Raw genomic sequence first — 20,602 nt, 5'->3', positions numbered from 1 at the left:
CCTGACGCTTGCGCGGAGGAAACCGCATGCTGATCGACTTCTTTTATTCGTTGCGCGCGGCCAAGCTGCCGGTCTCCGTGAAGGAGTACCTGACGCTGCTCGAAGCGCTCAAGGCCAGCGTGATCGCACCGTCGCTCGACGAGTTCTACTACCTCGCCCGTCTCACACTGGTGAAAGACGAACAGTATTTCGACAAGTTCGACCAGGCCTTCGGCGCGTATTTCAACGGTGTGGCAAGCAAGTCCGAACTGGCGCTCGACGTGCCGCTCGACTGGCTGAAGAAGAAGCTGCAGCGCGACCTGTCGCCGGAAGAAAAGGCGCAGATCGAAGCGATGGGCGGACTCGACAAGCTGATGGAGCGCCTCAAGGAACTGTTCGACGAGCAGAAGGAACGCCACGAAGGCGGCAGCAAGTGGATCGGCACGGGCGGCACCTCGCCGTTCGGCAACGGCGGCTATAACCCGGAAGGCATCCGCATCGGCGGCGACTCGGCGGGCAACCGCAGCGCCGTCAAGGTATGGGAAGCGCGCGCCTATCGCGACTACGACGACCAGGTGGAGATCGGCACGCGCAACATCAAGGTCGCGCTGCGGCGGCTGCGGCGTTTTGCACGCGAAGGCGCTGCCGAAGAACTCGATCTGCCCGACACGATCCGCAGCACCGCTGCCAACGCCGGCTGGCTCGATCTGAAGATGGTGCCCGAGCGGCATAACAACGTGAAGGTGCTGATGCTGCTCGACGTGGGCGGCTCGATGGACGACCACATCAAGCGCACCGAAGAGCTGTTTTCCGCCGCCAAGGCCGAATTCAAGCATCTCGAGTTCTATTACTTCCACAACTGCGTGTACGACTTCCTGTGGAAGAACAACCGGCGCCGTCATGCCGAGCGTATGCCCACGTGGGACGTGCTGCACAAGTTCACGCCGGACTACAAGCTGATCTTCGTCGGCGACGCGACCATGAGCCCGTACGAAGTGCTGCAGCCGGGCGGCTCGGTGGAATACAACAACCCCGAGGCCGGCGCGGTGTGGCTGCGCCGCCTTGCCGATCATTTCCCGCATTACGCGTGGCTCAACCCCGAGCCGGAAGGGCTGTGGGATTATCGGCAATCGGTGTCGGTGATCCGCGAGGTGCTCGGGCATCGGATGTATCCTCTGACGCTCGCCGGTCTGGAGACCGCGATGCGGATGTTGAGCAAGTAATTTGCATTTGAGTCAGCAAGCTGAGTAAATGATGAGTTGCATCGCCGTCACCATAAGAAATTCGAGACCCTCTGCATGAGTTCGCCTTCGTCCCCCGAGCTGTCCCCTTCCGCTACGCCGCCCGCGCGGTTGCGGCCGTTCTCGGATACCTCGCTGTCCGCGCTGGTGGCCGGCTTCGTCGCGATGATGACCGGCTACACCAGTTCGCTCGTGCTGATGTTCCAGGCCAGTCAGGCCGCGCATCTGTCCGACGCGCAGATTTCTTCGTGGATCTGGGCGCTCTCGATCGGCATGGCGCTGTGCACGATCGGCCTGTCGCTGCGCTTTCGCGCGCCCATCGTGATTGCGTGGTCGACGCCGGGCGCCGCGCTGCTGGTGTCGTCGTTGCCGCACGTGAGCTATCCGGAAGCGATCGGCGCGTTTATTGTCTGCGCGCTGCTGCTCACCGTGGTCGGCCTGACCGGCTGGTTCGATACGCTGATGAAGAAGGTTCCCGCGGGAATCGCCTCGGCGCTGCTGGCGGGCATCCTGTTCGAAATCGGCATCGAAATCTTCCGCGCCGCGCAATTCCAGACCGCGCTGGTGCTGGCGATGTTCTTCACGTACCTCGTCGTCAAGCGCCTCGCGCCGCGCTATGCGATCGTGACGACGCTGATTGTCGGCACCGCGGTCGCCGGCGGCCTCGGCCTGCTCGACTTCAGCCGCTTTCACGTGGCGCTCGCGCGGCCCGTGCTGACCATGCCGGCCTTCTCGGTCGCGGCGAGCGTCAGCATCGGCATTCCGCTGTTTGTGGTCGCAATGGCCTCGCAGAACGTGCCGGGCATCGCCGTGCTGCGGGCCGACGGCTATACCACGCCGTCCGCCCCGCTGATCGCCACGACCGGCATCGCTTCACTGCTGCTCGCGCCTTTCGGCTCGCACGGCATCAATCTTGCGGCCATTACCGCGGCCATCTGTACCGGCCCCGAAGCCCACGAAGATCGCAACAAGCGCTACACCGCCGCCGTCTGGGGTGGCGTGTTTTATCTGATCGCCGGGATTTTCGGCGCGACGATCGCCGCCCTGTTCGCCTCGCTGCCGAAGGCGCTGGTGGTATCGGTGGCGGCTTTGGCGCTGTTCGGCTCGATCATGAGCGGCCTCGCCAACGCCATGCAGGACCTCAAGCAGCGCGAAGCGGCGCTGGTCACCTTCATGGTGACCGCCTCCGGCCTCACGCTGCTGTCGATCGGCTCGGCGTTCTGGGGGCTCGTGGCCGGCGTGCTCACGCAGCTGGTGCTGAACGCGCGGCGCGCCTGAGCGCAGGCCGAACGGACCGGCGGATGCGGGTGTCAAAACCAGGCGTCAAAAAAAGTTGTCAAAACCGCATCATCCGATCCGCCATAGAATAGAAGTATCGGGCGGCATTTTCCGGCAACATCATGGAAGATGCCGCAGCGTGAAATGCTGCAGTCGAGGTGAGCGGAGCAACCGCCCCGCCCACCTTTGCGGCAACCTCCACTTTTGGACCATTGCGCCTGTGCGCCTCGAAGGCTCGACATGACTACCGCACTCGATCAACTCAAGCAATTCACGACCGTCGTCGCCGATACCGGCGACTTCCAGCAACTCGCGCAGTACAAGCCGCAGGATGCGACCACCAACCCGTCGCTGATCCTCAAGGCCGTACAAAAGGACGACTACCGTCCGCTGCTCGAAAAAACCGTGCGCGACCACGCGTCGAAGCCGGTCGGCGCCATCATCGATCATCTGCTGATCGCTTTCGGCACCGAAATCCTCAAGATCATCCCGGGCCGCGTCTCGACCGAAGTCGACGCGCGCCTGTCGTTCGACGTCAAGGGCTCGATCGACAAGGGTCATGAACTGATCAAGCTGTACGAAGCCGCCGGCATCGGCCGCGAGCGCATTCTGATCAAGCTCGCCTCCACGTGGGAAGGCATCCGCGCGGCAGAGCAACTGCAGAAAGACGGCATCCGCTGCAACATGACGCTGCTGTTCTCGCTCGCTCAGGCCGCTGCCTGCGCCGAAGCGGGCGCACAACTGATTTCGCCGTTCGTCGGCCGTATCTACGACTGGTACAAGAAGAACGCCGGCAGCGCATGGGACGAAGCGAAAGACGGCGGCGCGAACGATCCGGGCGTGCAGTCGGTGCGCCGCATCTACGCGTACTACAAGAAGTTCGGCTACAAGACCGAAGTGATGGGCGCGAGCTTCCGCACGCCGGGCCAGATCCTCGAACTGGCCGGTTGCGACCTGTTGACGATCAGCCCCGATCTGCTGCAAAAGCTGCAGGACAGCACCGAGAAGGTCGAGCGCAAGCTGTCGCCGGAGCTTGGCCAGAGCGCGGCGATTGAACGCGTGCCGGTCGACGAATCGTCGTTCCGCTTCCTCGTCAACGACGAAGCAATGGCCACCGAAAAGCTCGCCGAAGGGATCCGCGCGTTCGCCGCCGACGCCGTCAAGCTCGAAAAGCTGATCGAAGGACTGCGTTAAGCGGTTCGTTTCTAGGGTTTTACCGGTTTTCACAATTGACGCCACAGCAGACGACTACAATTGTTTGCTGTGGCGTTGTTCTGTCCGCTTGGGCAGTTGCCGCGCCGCACGTGTGAACACTCGGGTAACCCATTGCATGGGACCAGAGTAAGCGCTGAAGCGCTAACTCTGGTCGACACAGGAGACGACGATGGAAATCCAGCCTTATGTATTTTTCGACGGCCGCTGCGACGAAGCGCTGAACTTCTACACCGAGAAGCTCGGCGCAGAGGTGGTATTCAAGATGCAGTACAAGGATGCGCCGCCCGACGCCAAACACTCGGTCGATCCAAAGTCCGAAAACATGGTCATGCATGCCTCGGTCAAATTCGGCTCGACCATCCTGATGGTTTCCGACGACTGCATGAGCGAAAGCGTGACCCACAACGGTTTCAAGCTGTCGCTGACCGCCGATGACCTCGCTCACGGCGAAAAGCTTTATAACGCGCTCGCCGAGGGCGGCACGGTCGATATGCCGTGGCAGGCCACTTTCTGGAGCCAGGGCTTCGGCATGGTGACGGACAAGTTTGGAATCGGCTGGATGGTGACGATTCCCCAGGCCAACTAACTGAGCGCAGCCCATTTCCGCTGCCATTCGGAAAAGGAAGAAAACGGGGCGCCCGCCTCAGCGCGATCAGGCTGCGGAAGCGGCGGGCGCCCCGTGCCGCTCGATATTCCAGTTCGGCTCGGTCTCCAGCAGTAGCGCCCGCAAGTGGTCGACCTGCTCGATCATGCGCTCGCCCAGCCAGTACGGCCCCTGCAGTTCCGGGGCCAGTTGCAACGCCAGCGCGCCACCGGCCACGCGAGCCAATACGACCTGAGGCGCAAGGAAGCGCGCCGCGCCGCCGAAGCGCAAGCCGCGCGCCATCGCCAGCAGCATGGCCCGCACCGCGCCCGCCTCGGCGCCGCATTGCTGGGCGAAGGCCGCGCGCGCCACGGCATCCGCCTGGGACAGCGTGCCGGTCGCCATGATTTCCAGCGCGCTCAACACCGAGCGGTGAACGCGCTGAATCTCTTCCAGTTTTCCGGGCGGCGCCTCGATCTCTTTCGCTACCGACGGCATCAACGCACGCAATTGCACCAGCCGCGCGTTCAACTCCAGGAACGCCTTGATCTGTTCGTCCGGATGCAGTGGTACGCCGTTCACGAGATGCGTGTAAATCCGCGCACAGCCGCGCAGATTGTCTGCGAGCAGGTAACGCCATGAATAGGTCGCATGCAACGGCAAGGCAAACGAGAACGCCAGCGCAATCACGATGCCGATCAGCACGTTCAGCGTGCGCCAGAGGCCCGTATCGATCAGGTTGTCGCCGTGGCCCGCAACGACGCACATGGTGATCGCCGTCAGCAGCCCGACATAGCCGCCCTTGCCGATCGCGTACCACGCGCAGACGGCCGCCACCACGGACATCAGCACATAGGTCAGCCACAGCGAGCCGATCAGGTTTTGCTGCAGGATCAACACGAGCCCGATCGACGCCCCGAGCAGCGTGCCGGCGGCCCGGTCCGTCGCCTTCTTGCGGATGTTGCCGTGGTGTTGCAGACCGCCGATCACCACCAGCAGCGTCACCGACGACCAGATGCCATGCGGAATATGGATGCCGGTGGTCGCAAGAATCGACACCATCATCGCGAGGCCGACCCGCACGCTATGGAGCAGTTTGGCGTGCCGGTAGCGGTAATACGGCGAGGTGATCGCCCTGACGATGCGGTTGGCGCTGGTGCGGCGCGGCATCACAGGGTCGGAATCGGCAGATGACATGGGCGCCCGGAAACTGGAGATGCGATATGGCTATCCTGCACCAAAAATGCAAAACGCCCGCAATTTTTCGTTGCGGGCGTTTTGCGCGACCTCAGGAAACCAGGCTTAGCTTTCCACCACGTCCAGATAGTCTTCGGGCCGGGTCCGATCCTCGGCGTGCTTCATGCCGACCGCACGCACCAGCAGGCTGACCACCACCGCCACCACCAGATTCACCACCAGCGACCACACCGCCGCATAGCCGGGAATCGCCAGGCCAAACAGGTGGATCGTGAAGATCGAACCGGCGAGCTTCAGCGAAATGGCCATCCATGTGCCGGTCGCAATGCCGACCGCCCAGCCGAGCAGCAGGCCGCGGTAGTCGAGCATGCGCGTGTAGAGACCCAGCACGATCGCCGGCAACGTCTGGATGATCCAGATGCCGCCCAGCAACTGCAACTGGATGGCGTAGGTGAGCGGCAAGCCGAGAATGAAAGCCACCGCCCCCACCTTGACGATCAGCGAGACCAGTTTGGCGATGTTGGTCTCCTGCTCGCTCGTCATGTTGCGGTTGATGAACTCCTTGTGGATATTGCGCGTGTACAGATTGGCCGCCGCAATCGACATGATCGCTGCCGGCACCAGCGCGCCGATGCCGATAGCGGCAAACGCCACCCCGACGAACCACGACGGGAAGAAATGCAGGAACAGCGCGGGCACCGCGAAGTTCGGGCCGAACGCCTTGAAGTAAGGCGCGAATTCCGGCATGTCCTTCACGCCCGAGGCCAGCGCCATGAAGCCCAGCAGCGCGAGCAGGCCGAGCACCAGCGAGTACGCCGGCAGCATCGCCATATTGCGGCGGATCGTGTTGCCCGACTTCGACGAAAGCACCGCGGTAATCGAGTGCGGATAGAGGAACAGCGCCAGCGCCGAACCGACCGCCAGGGTGGCGTATGCGCTATAGCCGTTCAGGCTCGACACGTCCGGCGCCTTGAGCAGCAGCTTGGCCGGCGGCACCGCGCCGAAGATATGGCCAAAGCCGCCCAGTTGCGGCGGAATCACGATGATCGCCGCGAAGATCGTGATATAGATCAGCAGGTCCTTGACGATCGCGATCATGGCCGGCGCGCGCAGGCCGGAGGTGTACGTGTAGGCGGCCAGAATCGCGAAGGCGATGATGAGCGGCAGATCGCCGACAAAGCCCGTGGTATCGAAACCGAGCGCACCGATCACCACTTCGATCCCGACCAGTTGCAGCGCGATATACGGCATGGTGGCGACGATACCGGTCAAGGCGACTGCCAGCGCGAGCATCCGGCTGCCATAGCGGGCGTTGACGAAGTCGGCAGACGTCACGTAGCCCTGACGTTTCGCAATGCTCCAGAGCTTCGGGAACACCACGAAGGCGAACGGATAGATCAGGATCGTATAAGGCAGCGCGAAGAAGCCGGTCGCGCCTGCGCCGAACACGAGCGCCGGTACGGCGATGAAGGTGTAGGCGGTGTACAGGTCGCCGCCCAGCAGGAACCACGTGACGATGGTGCCGAAGCGGCGGCCGCCGAGGCCCCACTCTTCGAGATGGGCTAGATCGCCACGGCGCCAGTGAGCCGCGATAAAGCCAAGAATCGTGACGCCGATAAAGAACAGGACGAAGACAAAGGTGGCGACGGGATTCATTGAGCGCCCCCTTGTGAGCTATCCGGCGAACGTTTTTTGGTCTTGAAGTAGACGAGTGCCGTAACGGCCGCGCTGATCAGCACCCACAGCAGTTGATACCAGTAGAAGAACGGGAAATCGAACAGTTGAGGTTCGACCTTGTTGTATGACGGCACCCAGATCATGGCGATCCAGGGAAGCAACAGCAACCAGAGCCAGTGTTTGCTGGTCTTGTTCGCGTCGGCGTCGTGAGCCATGACGTCTCCTGTTTCCTTTTATTGACTTGTGTCCCGTGGTTGACCCGGGTGCGGGAGGCCGCGCCGCCGGTAAGCCACGGGCGCCCCGAAAGCCTTGAAAGAGTATAGGAGTCGCGAAGGTACGGTCAAGCAGGGACGACCCGAGGCCGCAGCCGTGGGCCCGCAAGGGGCAAGCGAGGTGCCGCGGGCAGCGCAGGGCCGCGGCCTGGGCGCCGCCGCGCGAATGCGCGGGCGTGCCTGGGAATGGTCTGGGGCCGGCGCTGCGGATCGGGGCCGGCAAAGCGGATCAGGACGACGCGGCCGGCCCTATGTGTAATGCGCCTTAGATCGTGAACGAACCGGCCTTCTGACCGGTGGATTCCTGCAGCCCCTTGATCCACTTGCGCGCAGGCAAGGCCAGTTCGGCTTCGATCAGTTTGGCGCGTGCTTGCAGCGTCGCGAACGACACGTCGAGCGCCGGGCCCGAAAACGCAATCGCCACGCGGTTGCCGTCGTGCACTTCGGGCAGCGCCACCACACGGCCGTCGAAGGCTTCGTTCAGGCGCTTCATGTTGCGCACGAAGCTCGGATGATCGCCGAACAGGTTCACCGTCACCACGCCCGCGTCCGTCAGACACGCGCGCACGGCGCGGTAGAAAGCCACGCTATCGAGCACCGGACCGCGTGCCGTCGCGTCGTAGACGTCGATCTGCAACGCACCGATCGTGCCGTGGTTGGCCCGTTCGTTGACGAAGTCCCATGCGTCGGTTTCGTGCACGGTCAGGCGCGCGTCGTCCGAAGGCAACTGGAACATCGTGCGCGCAGCCACCACCACCGCCGGATTCAGTTCGACGGCTTCCACCTTCGAGCGTTTCAGGAAGCGATGCGCGAACTTGGTCAGCGCCGCCGCGCCGAGGCCGAGCTGGACGATACGCTTCGGCGCTTCGAGAAACAGCAGCCAGGCCATCATCTGCTGTGCGTATTCGAGTTCGATGTGATCAGGCTTGCGCAGACGCATCGCGCCCTGCACCCATTCCGTGCCGAAGTGCAGATAGCGCACGCCGCCCTCTTCCGAGAACGTCACCGGTGCGAAGCGCGGCTTGCGCGGCGCTTCGATTTGCGGTGCGTCGTCAAGGTCTTCGTCGCGCGGCGCACGTTTGGCAGTGCGCGTCATTTTCTGTTTTGCACCAGCGGACTCGGCCTTTTTGTTACGGAATGCGCGCGCTTCAGCGGAAGCGCGCTTGATCAATGTCGTCATGTGAGGATGTCGCGTCAGGGACGCAATTTTTGGTCGAACGAGAGCATAGCATTCGCCGCACCCGAATTTCTTTTCCATGTACCCTGCTGGTTGCAGGTCGGTAGCTGGCCAGTCGCCAGTCTTCAGCCTGTTTCGGGCCGGTTCTTACCTTGCTTGAACCTTGTTTCGCCGTGCCGTCATCGAAGCCTGATACGGTCGTCCCGTCAGACCCAGACCACCACAAAGGATTCTCAAGCATGAGCACCATCCACTTCATCGGCGGAGAAAAAGGCGGCGTGGGCAAGTCGCTCGTCGCGCGCGTACTGGCGCAGTATTTTATCGACACAGGAGTGCCGTTTCTGGGCTTCGACACCGACCGCTCGCATGGCGCGCTGCTGCGTTTCTACGCCGACTATGCGGCGCCTGCCGTGCTGAACGGACATGACAGCCTCGATCCTGTCATCGAAGCGGCCCTCGAAGACCCGCAACGGCGCATTCTGGTGGACCTCGCGGCACAGACACAGCAGCCGCTCGCCAAGTGGTTCGACGATTCGGATGTGCTGGGGGTTGCGGAAGAACATGGTTTGACGCCGACGTGGTGGCACGTCATGGACAGCGGTCGCGATTCGGTGGATCTGCTGCGGCAATGGCTGGATCAGTTCGGCGGGCGGCTCAAGCTGGTGGTGGTGCTCAATGAGGTCCGCGGCGATCGTTTCGAGATTCTCGAAGCGTCCGGTGAACGCGCGCGGGCCGAAGCGTTGGGTGCGAGCGTGATGACGCTGCGCCATCTGCCCGATGCGACGATGCAGAAGATTGATCAGCAAAGTGCGAGCTTCTGGGCTGCTGTCCATCATCCGGACCGGGCTGCGACCGGGCTTGGGTTGCTGGAGCGGCAGCGGGTGAAAGTTTGGCTGCAGCGCGTGTATGGGGAATTGTCGAGAGTCGGTGTCTAGGTTGGTTGTCGCTGCGGCAGGATTTGGTTAAAAGGCGACGCCCCGCCGGTTTGACTAGAATCCACTCGCGCACACGTCAAGCGCACCTCGACCAGCGAATTTTAGAGGTGATGGTTGCGAGGGATTGACGAGGTTCTTGCGCTTACTAGCCGATGTCGGGCATCACGGGGCGCGGCGATCGATGCAACCGGCGTGGTTCTCGGGCAGTTTGGTGCCGAAAGGTGCCAGTGGCGGCTCAGGGTCGCGTGTTGCCGATCGCTGCACAGCGAGGTTCGGGGTGGGTATGTCGTTTGCATGGGTCTGTGATCGACCACAACCGTCGGTTCGACGCACTGGTCAAGATGGTTGACAATTCGCTCATCCAGAGTCCATCAGGGGACGTGACAAATATGAGAGTGGATCGGCAATTTCTTCTACCTTTTGGAATCGATATAACCATCGAGGACGGAATAGCGAACATTGAATCGGATCTACCCGGAGTACTTCCTCGTATGAGCGAACCGGTGGAGATCGGACGGGTCATCGGGGTTGTCGAAGGCGTCGAGCAACTCCTGCTATCGCTTGCGCGGGTCGGTGTGGACCTTTCCCAACCGCAATTTGCAGAAGCTATCCGCGACTGCGTTGCAAAGCTTTGCTAAGTCGCAGGATGAGGCCCGTAGTCATCGGGCTCAGTTCGGCCACGCCGAGCCGTTCGCCAGGGCGCTCGGACTGACGTTCAAACGTCAGTTCTACACCAAAGAGCGGTCTTCCATTAATGGAGTTGTATCGTCGCGTGAACTATCTCGCGCGGTATGATGCTGCCCGATGTCTTACGGTCGTTAATTATGCACAAGCGACACGCTAACCAACTCGATGAAAGCTAGACTATTACCTCCGCGCGGTAACTACTTGGGAAATTTGATCTGGAAGAGGTCGGATCTGCCCGGAAGAGAGCGAGAGCTCAATGAATCGCTTGTCGAATTCGGACTACGTGGGTACTGGGCAAGCCCGTTTCCAGAGAGCGATGGCGTCGTATTTAACTACCCGAACGCAGCGCCGGCACCTGATGACGACCAGCTATTGAAAGATGTTCGCGAGTGCTTCGCATGGCTCGAGATAACCCAGTCGGCGTCGAATAATGCCAATTGGGAGGCAGCCGATCTAGAGAACGCTGTAAGGCACCCGTGCTTAGTAATGGTCCCGCTAACGAAAGTCCATTTGGAGAATTCGTTCGATCTCGGTCGATTTCGCTTTGTCTGCCCCCTCGGATTTGAGGTCGATACAAGTCAGCGTTTTGCCGATTTTGAAGGAGCGTATCTCCAGTTCGAAACAGAACTGGAGTACAGCGATTTGCTTCGGTCGATGTGTTCGATTAAGTACAATGACGCGCTCATTCGCAAGTGCTTGTCCATTGCAGAACATGCTATGGACATGATGAGATTCGAGTACAGTTCGTTCGAGCGGCCAGAGTTCACGCCCAATCCGGCTGGACTGCTCGAAGATGGATTCTATGCTGTTGAGATCATACCGGCACAACCTACGCATCTAAAACCGCTATCTCTCTCTGGAATAGTTGCGCCGCTGTCTACCTCAAATAATTTCCTAGGACCGGAGATCTCTGGACCACCTCAGTTAGAGACGATGATGCTCTACACAATGTTGGAAACGCGGAGTGATGAAATGACCAACTCCGTAAAGACGGCGTTGCGCGCGTGTCGGCAATCGTTCTATAGCCTTGGAGATGAATCCCGATTTCTAAATTTGGTGTTCGCGTTGGACGGTCTGACAGGCGTACACACGCAGTGGAAAGGTTGGAAGCAGCGTACATATGTCACTGCCCTCATGTCTGAGGGTAACGTTCACCGATTTGCGGAGTTGCTCGAGCGTTACGACTACTTTTATTCGAACGTGCGTAACCCGTTGGTACACGGTGGCCGTGACTTTTACGAGCTCACCTGCGATCCAGTCAAGGCATGCAAGTTCATCTATGAGGGAATAAAGAGCGTGGTTGGAGTGATTGAATCTAGCGGAGTGACCACGAAATCTGCACTTCGAGAGATAGCGATAGAATGGCTAAAAACTCCCGACTTCTCAAACTGCTTTCAAACAATCATTACCGGCTCAGTGTCGACTTGCGGACAGATTGCCCCTGTCTGGTAACGTTGCGCTGCCGGCAGCAATGACGGATGTTAGCTTAGCGCACGAGCGTATCCCACACTAAGGCGGCGCCTGTAACGCCGCTCCAATTCCGATTTAGGTTAACATGGCCGACAGCAGTATAGAAATAAGGTTTGTTTGTGGCGCAAACAAAAAAAAATTGTTCGCCGGGAGCGCCGCTTATCGTTCCGGAAACGCAGCCTCCGACCGGGTCCGTGTCTACAACAGAAATCTCATCATCGAGTCGAGTCGTTCGTCAACGCGACTGGACCAGCTCGAGCAGCACAACAGCACGTTTTACAAGCAAACAATTAAGGCACTCTGTTTGTACTACGTCTTAGAACGGCAACCTAGGCAAATTCGAGAAATTACGATTACCCAGCACGTGGGAAGCGTCAGTCAGCACCTGCAAACTCTGTCACGGCACGACGTGAAGCAAGTGGTCTCGAAATCCACTGATCTCGGCCCTCTAAGTGCGATAAACACTACTAAGGCTGCGCTACTGCTAGAAGAGACGCCGAGAGGGCGCACAGTGCTGCACGCCATTACACACCTCATCAAGTCATTAGACTCAGCAAGTATCTTCGACCGTTTTGAGCGGCTCTGGCGTGCGTTCAACGCACTTTATCGAGGTTTCGCCAAACAGGGTACCGATCACGCATGCCACGTAGCGCTGCGGGAGCACATCCGTCAAAATCCCACGTTCTTCCCACTCTCACTGCAACGAGTCTCCACGCTTACGGCTGCCACCATCCGGCCACATGTGAGGTGGAACCAGATGATTTTGAACAACCACGCGACGGCAAACAAGGCTGTCGCACTGAAAGACAGCATCATTAGAGTCGAAGATCACCGCGTCCTTCAGATGTATCGTGATTCGTTGCCCGTACGTCAGGCGCATTTGGCAGCTATTGGAGCGTTGGCAAGTATACAGTCTCATCTCACCACACATATCCAAGCGTCGACTATTCGTGTTTCCGACGTGTTATCAACACTGTGCATCAAATACATGTACTTCGTGCGAAACAAGATAGCTCACGCAGAGCGGGCCGACCACGGATTCTCCTATCTTCCGGGTTCAACGGATGAGACGGAAATACACTGGTTAGTCCCCTTCTTGGAATTACTGGTGATCGATCTTATCAACATCTCTGATACGTTTTAACAGCGCACTCATATATCCGCTTGCCGCATAACGGCAACTGGCCAACGCTCACAGGTGACAAGCTTGACCGGGAGCGAAAAGCATTGTCCGTTGCACCTCGGAAGCTGCCGTCGCATTCCAATAAATGCGAAGGTTCGCATAGGGCCGCTTACAGCCGACAACGACGGGAAACCGCCCACCCTCTTTCGGGTATGCGACCAGCGATAGCAGAACGTTGAATCACACTGCCAAATACTCTCGCAATCGACACCATTCGACCAGTTTCTCTTGATAGGAAACTGCCGCATACGCCGGACTGCTCGACGGCAATTGGATAAACCGGTATCGATTCGCCTGCTCGCTCAGTGCTCGCATTCCGATCTTCGCCGCAGTTCCGCCATTGAATGCTACGGCGACTAAATTCGGCAGGGTTTCGACAAGTGCGACCAGATCGTTACTGGTGTGATTGCGGATGCCACTGTCTAGACTGCCTATGCGCTGCGCTTCCGCCACGACATCCCACAACCCAATGCGATGTTCGAGCAGCGTATCGAGTCGAGACGAATAATCCATCGCCACCAGATCCCGCCCAATCACATCCCCAACAAGGGCCCAAAACTTGTTCTGCTTATGCGCGTAGTACTGCGATTGAGCGAGCGAAACTTCACCCGGCAAGCTGCCCAGCACCAGAACCCTCGTATTGGCGTCGACCACCGGAGGAAAGCAGCGCTTCTGCGTCACGTCGAGCTCTCTTTACGCATCTCACGCGGCGCAGGATGCGCACGCGACGCCGTATGCTCGAGCGACCGGCCATGCTCACGCACATGAATACGCGGCAACCCCTGCCCACCGGACAACTGAGGCGCACCAGATACAAGATGCGCCCACAGCGCAGGCAACATGCACTCCGTAACCATCAACGGCGCACCATGACGCTCGAACACCGAACGCCGGGCCACCAGCGCTTGCGGATGCGCCTCGCCAATTTCCCGCGCGGCCAGCCGATACAGAGGATGACGCGCCGTAAGCCGGCGGCTCACTAGCGCCGAGCGCGCCACGCTGCTATCGCTGTAGAGCAATTCGGCCAGCGGCCGCGTGCGCAGCCGTCGCATCGCCTGCCAGACGCCCATGCTCGCCGCCAGCGGCGCGATGCTATGTGCCGCAACGAACGGCGTGCCGTTCACCGACAACACCACCTCCCGCACCCACACCGGCGCACGGCGCTCGACGCCGAGCGCCGCATGCTCGTCGGCCCACGGCACCGCGACGGTTTCGCGCGTGACGCGTACCGCAACCGCGCCAAGCGTGCGCAGATGCGCGGTGAGCGAGCCACCGCGGGTGAGCCAGTCTTTCTGGTCCCGGCTGAAACCGGGTAAGGGCGCGACGCGCCAGTGGGCGTCAGCGGCATTGAAACAGATAGCCATGGTGTCGGATTATAACGGCGCAGTGTAGGGATACGCGTCGCGGCGAACAGCTTACAAGGTTCCCCAGCACCTCGCTTCCAGGCTAACGCGCATCCACCCAATCGCTGCGTTCAGACAAGTCTGATTCCCCGCTCACCGCCGTGCCATCGCATACAGGCGTGCCGCCACCCGCTCGACCAGCGGCGCCCATGCACCCGGCTCCGGTTGCCGGTAAAGCTCGACGGAGTCATACCAAGTCTGCATTTCCTCGTTGCCCCAGCACCAGTGCGAGACGTGATCGAGCATCGCCAGCACCGGAGCGCCCAACGCGCCACCGAGATGGAGCGGCGCACTATCGATGGTCACGACGGCATCCAGTGCGGCGACATACGCGGCCACATCGTCGAAACCGGCCTCATAGCACCCGGTCAGGTCATGCACGCGATACCCCTGCGCCGACATGGCCGCGACATCGGCGCTCCGGCCCGGCGTCAACGAATGAAACACCACGCCAGGCAGCGCAACGAGCGGCGCCAGCTCTGCAAGCGGGATCGAGCGTTTGGCATCGCGCCGGTGCGTCGGGCTGCCGCACCAGACCAGGCCGGCGTGCAGCAAGCCCGGCCGCGCGTCGACCGCTTTCAGCCTGGTTTGCCATTGCGCGACACGCCGCGGATCCGCCTGCAGATAAACCGCCCCACGCACCTGCTGAGGCTGCAAGCCGAGCGTAAGCGGCAAGCTCATCATCGGCAAGCCGAAGTCGGGCTTGCCGAGCAGCCCGTCCTCTATCGACACGCAATCGGCGTAAAAGCGCGCGAACAGCGGCTGCAGCGCACTACGCACCGCGAGCACCAGCCGACCGCCCTCGTCGTGGACACGCGCGGCCAGTTCCGGCACGAACCGCACCATCTGAATATCGTCGCCGTTGCCCTGCTCGCTGTGCACGACCAGCGTCTTACCGGCCAGCGGCTCGCCACGCCAGCGCGGACACAACTTCGCCAGCACGGCAACCACGTTGTTCGCTTCGCGGTCGTCGCGCTTGAGCCGCGCTTCGCAACGCGGCCATCCCGCCGACCAGTCGCCACGGCGCAATTCCAGATCGGCAAGGTCGAGCGCCGGGAGCGCGGCATTCGGATCGAGCGCAAGCGAAGCATGCAGCATCGCCTCACTCTCGCCGTACCGTGCCTGCTCGGCGAGGTACTGGGCAACGGCGGCAAGCACCGCAGCATTGCCGGGCGCGGCCGCATCGACCGCGCGCATCGTCGCCTCGGCGCCCGCCGCGTCGTTGCGTTGCCATTGCGCGTGGCTCAGTTGCCAGGCTATTTCGGTATCGGCCGGATTCCTGGCGAGAACCTCGCGGCAGATGCGCTCGACCGTGTCCCAATCGCGTATCTCCCGGTACGCCAACACGAGATGCAGAGGCAACGCGGGATGAAGCGCCGGATCGAGAGCATAGGCTCGCGCGAGCGCTTCGCGCCGCTCGGCGTTCGCTGCAGGCCCGGGCAACGACGAGAGTGCGAGCGCCAGCCACCAGGGTGCGCGCGCATCGTCAGGCGCTACGCGGCTGTAGGCACGCAGCATATGCGCGGCAGCGGAATGCGCCTGGAAACGGTCGATCAGCCAGAGAATCCATTCGATCGATGCCTCGACAGGTTGAGCCGCCACGGCCAGCTCGCTGTGGTGCTTCGCGACCTCCTGCCGGCCCAGCGCGTCCGCAAACAGCGCGAGGCGCGCATAGCGGCCACCGCTCATGCTTTCGCCGGCCCCGAGCGAGGCACTGTGATACGCCTGCTCGAAGTGCCCGGCGCTCGCGCACAGGTCGGCGTGAATCTGCGCCGGCATGCCGTCTTGCACCAGCGCGACCGCGCGCTCCTGTGCGGCGTCGACGCCGTGCTCGCACAGCGTGGACCACACGAAATGCACCGGATCGGCCGGCGTGGCAGCATTTGTTTCGGACATGAAAATAAATCGGGAAGTGACGATGAGACCGCCGCTCGCCGCCCTCAGGAATCGAATCCACTGCAAGATCGATCGGGCATCCGCAGCCGGAGCGCCGCAGAATACGACGAAATGGCGCAACCTTATCTCTTATTCAAATCTCGAAATAAACGTGTTGATAATTTTTAGTTAGCAAACCAAAATTATTTTCCGTTCGGCCGAACGCGACCCACCTCTTTAAGCTTCATTCAGAAAAATCGCAAAGGAAACGAAATTGAACAGGAACGGAAAAGAAACCTCTGATCGCATCGCGCATCTGGCCGCACTGGTGCTGAAACGACCCGACGCCCACCATCTCGAAAAGGAACTGGCAGGTTCTGCGCTGGCGCAGCACCACACATCGAAGCACACCAGCGCTGCAATAGGCAGTCTGGCGGGCAAAGTGCTAGCCCACCGCGGTGCGTGTGAGGAAGCGAAAGAACTGGCGGGGTCTGTGCTCACGCAAGTTCGTCAGCACCAACCGGCGCCGTCCCGCTAACCAGGTCGCGCGTAAGCGACGGTTGTGCCCCGTGCCGCGCTTCACGGCACGGGCGAACCGAGGTGCTTCGGACCGCACAGCGCAGCCCAAAGCACCGCCGCAGCGGGCAAAAAAAATGCGCTGCCGAAGCAGCGCATTCTTCAATGCTATTCAAACCAATAACTCAAGTGACGCCTGATGCTCCAGCGTCTCCAGCTCAACCCGCGCGAGCCAGCAGCAACGCATTAGTCCGCTTGACGAAGCTCGCCGGATCTTCCAGCGCACCACCTTCCGCGAGCAGTGCCTGGTCGAACAGCAGATGGCACCAATCGTCGAAATTCGCGGTCTCCGCATGCAGCCCCTTCACCAGCGCGTGCTCCGGATTCACTTCGAGAATCGGATGGAACGACGGCGCCTGCTGGCCTGCTGCCTTCAGCATGCGCTGCAGGTAGCCGCTCATCTCGCCGTCATCGGCCACGAGGCAGGACGGCGAATCGGTCAGACGGAACGTCAGGCGCACGTCCTTCGCCTTGTCCTTCAGCGCTTCCTTCATCTTCTCGACGAGCGGCTTCAGCTCTTCACTGACCTTTTCCTGCGCCTGCTTTTCCTCATCGTTCAAGGCGCCCAGATCGAGATCGCCACGCGCGACGCTTTGCAGCGGCTTGCCGTCGAATTCGTTCAGGAACGACAGCATCCATTCGTCGACGCGATCCGTCAGCAGCAGCACTTCCACGCCCTTCTTGCGGAACACTTCGAGGTGCGGGCTATGGGTCGCTGCCTGGAAGGTGTCGGCCGTGACGTAGTAGATCTTGGTCTGCTCGGGCTTCATGCGCGCGACGTAATCCGCCAGCGAAACATTCTGTTCCGGCGACTCGTTGTGCGTCGAGGCAAAACGGATCAGCTTGGCGATCCGCTCCTTGTTGGCGAAGTCTTCGCCGACGCCCTCTTTCAGCGCCTGGCCGAATTCCTTCCAGAAGGTCGCGTACTTTTCCTTGTCGGCATCGTTCTCGGCATTCGCCAGGTCTTCGAGCATCGAGAGCGAACGCTTGGTCACGCCTTCGCGTATCGCCTTCACGTCGCGGCTTTCCTGGAGGATTTCGCGCGATACGTTCAGCGGCAAATCGCTCGAATCGACCACGCCCTTCACGAAACGCAGATACGCAGGCAGCAGTTGCTCGGCGTCGTCCATGATGAAGACACGCTTCACATAGAGCTTCAGCCCGCCGCGATGATCGCGGTTCCACATGTCGAACGGCGCCGCGCTCGGCACGTACAGCAGTTGCGTGTATTCGCTGCGGCCTTCGACGCGGTTATGCGTCCAGGTCAGCGGATCCTGATGGTCGTGCGACAGGTGCTGGTAAAACTGCTTGTATTGCTCGTCGCTGATGTCGTTCTTCGAGCGGGTCCACAGCGCGCTCGCCTGGTTGACGGTCTCGTCCTCGTCCCGCGTGACCATCTCGCTCTTTTCCGCGTCCCATTCTTCCTTCTTCATCAGGATGGGCAGCGCGACGTGGTCCGAGTACTTCTGGATGATCGACTTCAGGCGGTGCGACGACAGCAGTTCGTCCTCGTCGGCGCGCAGATGCAGCGTGATGGTCGTGCCGCGTTGCGCACGCTCGATCGTCTCCACCGCGAAATCGCCCTCGCCGGCGCTTTCCCAGCGCACGCCCTCGGCCGCGGTGAGACCGGCACGGCGCGATTCGACCGTGATCTTGTCGGCAACGATAAAGCCCGAATAGAAGCCCACGCCGAACTGGCCGATCAGCGCGGCGTCCTTCTGCTGGTCGCCGGAGAGCTTGCCGAAGAATTCCTTGGTGCCCGAGCGCGCGATCGTGCCGAGGTGCGAAATCACCTCGTCGCGGCTCATGCCGATACCGTTGTCCTCGATCGTGACGGTGCGGGCGGCCTTGTCGTACGACACGCGAATCCGCAGGTTCGGGTCGTTTTCGTAGAGCGCGTTGTTTTCGATCGCTTCGAAGCGCAGCTTGTCGGCGGCATCCGAGGCGTTCGAGATCAGCTCACGCAGGAAAATTTCCTTGTTGCTGTACAGCGAATGGATCATCAGTTGCAGAAGCTGTTTCACTTCTGCCTGAAAGCTCATGGTTTCTTGTGCCATGGTCAGACTTCCTCTCTGTATGTTGCGGTTGATTCGGGTCGGGCGTGAGCGGCGGCGCGCTGAACCAGTCAGTCACAGGCGGCGCGGCTTACGAAGCGGATCGGGGGCCTAATTGGGTACTATCGGCGCGATTTCAAGAGGCGCGCCGCGCGACTCCGTCGAGATAGCGTGACAGGAACGCCGGCAGCGCCGGGTCGCCGCAATTGGCGACGTTAAAGCGGGTCCAGCTCGAAGGCGACTGCTGCGGCGAAAACAGGCTGCCCGGCGTCAGCAGAAAGCCCGCTTCGTGACCGGCGGCGGCAAGCACGTCCGAATCGACGCCCGTATCGGCCCACAGGAACATACCCGCGCCGGGGGGCTGGAACAGCTTCAGGCCGGTCTTCTCCAGCATCCGCGCGGCCTTGTCGCGCACCCCGTCCAGACGCGCGCGCAGCAGCTCGACGTGGCGCCGGTAGTGGCCTTCGGTGAGGATCTTGTACAGCACGCGCTCGTTCAGCTCGGGGCTCGTCATGCCGACCAGCATCTTCTGGTCCGTGACGGCCTTCGCCACTTCCGGCGCACAGGCGATGAAACCGACCCGCAGGTTGGCCGCCAGCGTCTTCGAAAAGCTGCCGAGGTAGATCACGCGCTTCAACTGGTCGAGGCTCGCGAGGCGGGTGGCCGGATAGCCGGGCGGGCAGAGATCGCCGTAGATATCGTCTTCGACGACGATGAAATCGTATGCTTCGGCGAGCCGCAGGATGCGAAACGCCTGCGCCGCGGTCAGCGAGGTGCCGGTCGGGTTCTGCAGCACCGAGTTGATCACCAGCATTTTCGGCCGCCACGTCTGCACCAGCGTTTCGAGCGCGTCCAGATCCGGGCCATCGGGCGTGTACGGCACGCCGACGAGGCGCGCACCCTGCGAAGCGAAGCGGCCGAACATCTGGAACCAGGCCGGGTCGCCGACGATCACGGTGTCGCCGGCCTGCACGAAGATGCGCGAGATCAGGTCGATCGCCTGGGTGATGCCCGAGGCCAGCACGATCTGATCCGGCGACGCGCCGATTTCCAGTTCCTCGAGCCGGGTCTGCAACTGCTGGCGCAGCGGCAGGAAGCCTTGCGGCGTGCCGAACCCGAGCATCTGCGCCCCGCTTTGCCGGCCCAGGGTGCGCAGCGCGCCGGCAATCAGTTCGCCGTCGAGCCAGCGGCTCGGCAGGTAGCCGAGGCCGGGACCGCGTTCCGGGCGGGTCGAGGTCTGCAGCATGTTGCGCAGCAGCCAGACCACGTCGATCGTGCTCGAGACCGGCGCGGCCTCGGCATTCTGACGGCGCTCGCCGGGCATCGGCGCGGCCAGCCGCTCGCGCACGTAGAAACCGGAGCCGCGCCGCGAATCCAGATAGCCTTGTGCGACGAGCCGCTCGTAGGCCTCCACCACCGTGAAGCGCGACACGCCCTTGTCGAGCGCCAGCTTGCGGATGGACGGCATGCGCATGCCGGCGCGGAACACGCGTTCCTCGATGCGACGGCGCGCCCACTGGACAAGCTGGTCGACGAGCGTCAGCGACGAGGCGTCATGCGGGGCGGGAATCTGGTCGAGCGCGGCGGACATGATGGGCTCCAACTGTACCGAACACTATCTCGCCGATTGTACCGTTACTGTGCAGGTCGAGGGCGCTACATTCGTATTGAAGCGGTGGCAGGGAAACCGGCTGGTGCGCGTCGCGCCCGGCCGCAGCACGACGCCAAACACCAGACCTCGCCGGCAAACGGTTATGCTTACGGCCCCGGCACAGCCGTCGGCCCTGCCGCAGGTCTGCC

At 61.5% G+C, this 20,602-nt stretch carries 18 protein-coding genes; 9 read left to right on the top strand and 9 right to left on the bottom strand.

Annotation, left to right across the window (positions count from 1 at the left end; translation table 11 throughout):
- Positions 1 to 26 precede the first annotated feature (26 nt).
- The 4 genes from AC1ECK_RS17870 (at position 27) to AC1ECK_RS17855 (ending at position 4,299) form a co-directional block, all read left to right on the top strand.
- Positions 27 to 1,202 carry a vWA domain-containing protein gene (locus AC1ECK_RS17870; protein WP_480321289.1) on the top strand — a complete coding sequence of 392 codons (1,176 nt, stop codon included), beginning with the start codon at positions 27 to 29 and terminating at the stop codon, positions 1,200 to 1,202.
- 75 nt (positions 1,203 to 1,277) lie between these two features.
- Positions 1,278 to 2,498, top strand: a complete 1,221-nt coding sequence (locus AC1ECK_RS17865) for a benzoate/H(+) symporter BenE family transporter (protein ID WP_480321288.1) — start codon at positions 1,278 to 1,280, stop codon at positions 2,496 to 2,498.
- Between the two features lie 240 nt (positions 2,499 to 2,738).
- Positions 2,739 to 3,692 (top strand): transaldolase, encoded by a 954-nt coding sequence (gene tal / locus AC1ECK_RS17860; RefSeq protein ID WP_480321287.1) that lies wholly within the window; start codon positions 2,739 to 2,741, stop codon positions 3,690 to 3,692.
- A 190-nt stretch (positions 3,693 to 3,882) separates the two neighbouring features.
- The gene (locus tag AC1ECK_RS17855; RefSeq protein WP_480321286.1) at positions 3,883 to 4,299 is read left to right on the top strand and encodes a VOC family protein; all 417 of its coding nucleotides are present in this window, start codon (positions 3,883 to 3,885) and stop codon (positions 4,297 to 4,299) included.
- A 66-nt stretch (positions 4,300 to 4,365) separates the two neighbouring features.
- Here the strand turns inward: AC1ECK_RS17855 and AC1ECK_RS17850 are convergent, their stop codons facing one another.
- From AC1ECK_RS17850 to AC1ECK_RS17835, 4 genes are all read right to left on the bottom strand, one after another.
- Entirely contained in the window at positions 4,366 to 5,493 is a 1,128-nt protein-coding gene (locus AC1ECK_RS17850) for an FUSC family protein (RefSeq protein ID WP_480321285.1), read from the bottom strand.
- A gap of 105 nt (positions 5,494 to 5,598) precedes the next feature.
- Positions 5,599 to 7,149, bottom strand: a complete 1,551-nt coding sequence (gene mctP / locus AC1ECK_RS17845; protein ID WP_480321284.1) for a monocarboxylate uptake permease MctP — start codon at positions 7,147 to 7,149, stop codon at positions 5,599 to 5,601.
- Positions 7,146 to 7,385 carry a DUF3311 domain-containing protein gene (locus tag AC1ECK_RS17840; RefSeq protein WP_480321283.1) on the bottom strand — a complete coding sequence of 80 codons (240 nt, stop codon included), beginning with the start codon at positions 7,383 to 7,385 and terminating at the stop codon, positions 7,146 to 7,148. Before AC1ECK_RS17840 ends, mctP begins: the two co-directional genes overlap by 4 nt.
- 322 nt (positions 7,386 to 7,707) lie before the next feature.
- Positions 7,708 to 8,622 carry a class I SAM-dependent methyltransferase gene (locus AC1ECK_RS17835; RefSeq protein ID WP_480321282.1) on the bottom strand — a complete coding sequence of 305 codons (915 nt, stop codon included), beginning with the start codon at positions 8,620 to 8,622 and terminating at the stop codon, positions 7,708 to 7,710.
- A 236-nt stretch (positions 8,623 to 8,858) separates the two neighbouring features.
- Between AC1ECK_RS17835 and AC1ECK_RS17830 the strand changes: the two genes are divergently transcribed.
- The 4 genes from AC1ECK_RS17830 (at position 8,859) to AC1ECK_RS17815 (ending at position 12,855) form a co-directional block, all read left to right on the top strand.
- Positions 8,859 to 9,554, top strand: a complete 696-nt coding sequence (locus tag AC1ECK_RS17830) for a P-loop NTPase family protein (RefSeq protein ID WP_480321281.1) — start codon at positions 8,859 to 8,861, stop codon at positions 9,552 to 9,554.
- Between the two features lie 302 nt (positions 9,555 to 9,856).
- Positions 9,857 to 10,192 carry a hypothetical protein gene (locus tag AC1ECK_RS17825; protein ID WP_480321280.1) on the top strand — a complete coding sequence of 112 codons (336 nt, stop codon included), beginning with the start codon at positions 9,857 to 9,859 and terminating at the stop codon, positions 10,190 to 10,192.
- A gap of 559 nt (positions 10,193 to 10,751) precedes the next feature.
- Positions 10,752 to 11,693 (top strand): hypothetical protein, encoded by a 942-nt coding sequence (locus AC1ECK_RS17820; RefSeq protein ID WP_480321279.1) that lies wholly within the window; start codon positions 10,752 to 10,754, stop codon positions 11,691 to 11,693.
- A 103-nt stretch (positions 11,694 to 11,796) separates the two neighbouring features.
- Positions 11,797 to 12,855, top strand: a complete 1,059-nt coding sequence (locus AC1ECK_RS17815) for a hypothetical protein (RefSeq protein WP_480321278.1) — start codon at positions 11,797 to 11,799, stop codon at positions 12,853 to 12,855.
- 219 nt (positions 12,856 to 13,074) lie between these two features.
- Here AC1ECK_RS17815 and AC1ECK_RS17810 read toward each other — a convergent pair whose 3' ends face one another.
- The 3 genes from AC1ECK_RS17810 to AC1ECK_RS17800 all read right to left on the bottom strand — a co-directional run bounded on the left by AC1ECK_RS17810 (position 13,075) and on the right by AC1ECK_RS17800 (position 16,193).
- Entirely contained in the window at positions 13,075 to 13,575 is a 501-nt protein-coding gene (locus AC1ECK_RS17810; protein WP_480321277.1) for a DNA-deoxyinosine glycosylase, read from the bottom strand.
- Positions 13,572 to 14,258: a chorismate--pyruvate lyase family protein gene (locus AC1ECK_RS17805; RefSeq protein WP_480321276.1), complete on the bottom strand. Its 687-nt coding sequence runs from the start codon at positions 14,256 to 14,258 to the stop codon at positions 13,572 to 13,574. Before AC1ECK_RS17805 ends, AC1ECK_RS17810 begins: the two co-directional genes overlap by 4 nt.
- A 132-nt stretch (positions 14,259 to 14,390) precedes the next feature.
- Complete coding sequence (locus tag AC1ECK_RS17800; protein ID WP_480321275.1) at positions 14,391 to 16,193, bottom strand: glycosyltransferase family 9 protein; 1,803 nt, start codon at positions 16,191 to 16,193, stop codon at positions 14,391 to 14,393.
- Between the two features lie 253 nt (positions 16,194 to 16,446).
- On the opposite strand from AC1ECK_RS17800, the gene AC1ECK_RS17795 reads away from it, so the two are divergent.
- Complete coding sequence (locus tag AC1ECK_RS17795) at positions 16,447 to 16,710, top strand: hypothetical protein (RefSeq protein ID WP_480321274.1); 264 nt, start codon at positions 16,447 to 16,449, stop codon at positions 16,708 to 16,710.
- A 196-nt stretch (positions 16,711 to 16,906) separates the two neighbouring features.
- Here AC1ECK_RS17795 and htpG read toward each other — a convergent pair whose 3' ends face one another.
- Both htpG and AC1ECK_RS17785 read right to left on the bottom strand, forming a co-directional pair.
- Positions 16,907 to 18,805, bottom strand: coding sequence for a molecular chaperone HtpG (gene htpG, locus AC1ECK_RS17790; RefSeq protein WP_480321273.1), 1,899 nt, complete (start codon positions 18,803 to 18,805; stop codon positions 16,907 to 16,909).
- Positions 18,806 to 18,938: 133 nt separating this feature from the next.
- Positions 18,939 to 20,393: an aminotransferase-like domain-containing protein gene (locus AC1ECK_RS17785; RefSeq protein WP_480321272.1), complete on the bottom strand. Its 1,455-nt coding sequence runs from the start codon at positions 20,391 to 20,393 to the stop codon at positions 18,939 to 18,941.
- Positions 20,394 to 20,602 lie beyond the last annotated feature (209 nt).

This window comes from Paraburkholderia sp. SSBN10T, from assembly GCF_056619545.1.
This window is presented reverse-complemented; position numbering and strand designations above follow the sequence as displayed.